The organism is Mycobacterium shunyiense (genome assembly GCF_058270035.1).
The window spans coordinates 1-2,417 of record NZ_JBZDPT010000025.1; the positions used below are offsets into that span (position 1 = coordinate 1).

General features: G+C 66.2%; 2 protein-coding genes. Both read left to right on the forward strand.

What is annotated here, in order from left to right:
• The first annotated feature begins 139 nt into the window (after nucleotides 1-139).
• Nucleotides 140-1,501, forward strand: a complete 1,362-nt coding sequence (locus tag AC4ELS_RS17080) for a Mu transposase domain-containing protein (protein ID WP_499048287.1) — start codon at nucleotides 140-142, stop codon at nucleotides 1,499-1,501.
• Nucleotides 1,498-2,355 carry an IS21-like element helper ATPase IstB gene (istB, locus tag AC4ELS_RS17085; protein WP_346417811.1) on the forward strand — a complete coding sequence of 286 codons (858 nt, stop codon included), beginning with the start codon at nucleotides 1,498-1,500 and terminating at the stop codon, nucleotides 2,353-2,355. Before AC4ELS_RS17080 ends, istB begins: the two co-directional genes overlap by 4 nt.
• Nucleotides 2,356-2,417 lie beyond the last annotated feature (62 nt).

Sequence of the window (2,417 nt, forward strand, 5' to 3'; positions counted from 1 at the left end):
GTGACCGCGCTCACTGAAATTCCCCACTGACGCTCATTGAAAATCCCCACCCGTGTGGCTCCGCCGAGAAGGGCGGGCCTCCCTCGATGCTGCTGGTGTCTGACGCCAGTAGCTCCAGTCGAAGGAGGCCCGCTTTCTCATGCTCACATGGGAGGACGACATGGAAGTACACGCCCTACGAAATCGCGGTTGGACGATCTCTGCGATCGCCCGTCACACCGGCTTCGACCGCAAAACGGTCCGCAAGTATCTGGCCGGCGACGCCGAGCCTGGGGTGCGGGCACGACCCGGCCCTGATCCGTTCGACCCGTTCGTCGACTACGTGTCCGCGCGACTGGCCGAGGACCCGCATCTGTGGGCCCGCACCCTCTACGACGAACTCGAAGACCTGGGATTCGGACTGTCGTATCAGAGCCTGACCCGCAACATCCGCACCCGTAGTTTGCGCCCGGACTGCCAGGCCTGCCGCACCGCCACCGACCGGCCCAACGCCATCATCGCTCATCCACCGGGTGAGGAAACCCAATGGGACTGGCTGGAATTGCCCGATCCACCCGAATCCTGGGGTTGGGGCAAAAAGGCCTTCCTGCTGGTCGGATCGCTCGCGCATTCGGGCAAGTGGCGGGCGGTGCTCTCACCGTCAATGGACCAACCGCACCTGGTCGCCGCTATCGACCGCATCGTGCGTGGCCTGGGCGGGCTGACCCGGGTGTGGCGGTTCGACCGGATGGCCACAGTCTGCGATCCCGGCTCAGGCCGGGTCACCGCCTCGTTCGCCGGGGTCGCCAAACACTACGGGGTATCAGTGGCGATCTGCCCGCCGCGACGCGGTAACCGCAAGGGCGTGGTGGAGAAGGTCAATCACACTGCTGCACAACGCTGGTGGCGCACCCTGGCCGACGATCTGACCGTGGAGGCGGCTCAAGCCAGCGTGGACCGCTTCGCCAACGTCCGTGGTGATGCCCGGATCCGTGCCACTGCCGATGGTCGGTCCTCGGTGGCCGTGATGGCCAAGGTTGAGCCGCTGCGTGCGGTGCCGCCGATGCCGTATCCGGTGATCGTTTCAGAAACTCGGACCGCTTCGCGCCAAGCGTTGGTGTCCTACCGCGGCAACCGGTACTCCGTGCCACCGGAGCTGGCTGCCGCGCAGGTCACGGTGAGCCATCCAGTGGGCGGTGAGTTCTGCGATATCGCCACCACGAGCGGGATCGTGATCGCCCGTCACCGCATGGCCGCTGACGGGTTGGGGGTGATGGTCCGCGACAGCGGGCATGTCATCGCCCTCGACAGCGTGGCGATGGCCACCGCCAACACTGGGAAGCCGCATCGCCGCAAGGAACGCATCCCACCCGGCCCGGCCGCCAAAACCGCTGCCGCACAGCTCCTTGCGCTCCGCGACGCGGATATCGCCGTCACCGAAACATCCACGGTATCAACCCATTCCACTGTCATCGACTTGTCCGTCTACGAGCGGGCCGCCCAGAAAAGGACCCTGCAATGACCCCCACCACCCGCTCCCCGAAAACCACCACCCTCGCCACCGACGCCGAGACGCCGACGACTGCGGCCAGCCGCTACCAGCAACTACGTTCGCATCTGACCGAGCTCAAACTCACCGCCGCTGCCGAGGCGCTGCCCTCGGTCCTAGATCAGGCCACCGCCGAGGGCCTGTCACTGACGATGGCCTTGGAACGGCTGCTGGCCGTCGAGGTCGATGCCAGCACCGCCCGCCGACTGGCCGGCCGGCTGCGGTTCGCCAGCCTGCCCACCCCCGCGACGCTGGCCGATTTCGATGTCGATGCCGCCGTCGGTATCGACCGCGCTCTGATCGACGAGTTGGGAACCTGCCGCTATCTGGAATCGGCGACCAACGTTCTACTGATCGGCCCGCCGGGGACAGGCAAGACACATCTGTCAGTCGGATTAGCACGCGCGGCAGCCCATGCCGGGTACCGCACCTACTTCACCACCGCCGCCGATCTAGCGGCCCGATGCCACCGCGCCGCCATCGAGGGACGCTGGGCCACGACCATGCGGTTCTACGCCGGGCCAACGCTGCTGGTGATTGATGAACTGGGCTATTTGCCGCTGCCGGCAGAGGCTGCCTCGGCGTTGTTCCAGGTTGTGTCCCAACGCTATCTGAAAACCAGCATCGTGATCACTACCAACCGTGGCGTCGGCGCCTGGGGCGAAATCCTCGGCGACACCACCGTGGCCGCCGCGATGCTCGACCGACTCCTACACCGGTCGGTGGTCATCAACCTCGACGGCGAGTCCTACCGGCTACGCGACCACCACGCCGCCGCCGACACCCTCCGACGAGCCGCCACCGGAACCCGCCAACCACTACACTGACCGACGCTCACAGGTGAGGAATTTCGCCGAGCACACCTGGGGACGTTCAATGAGCGCAATCA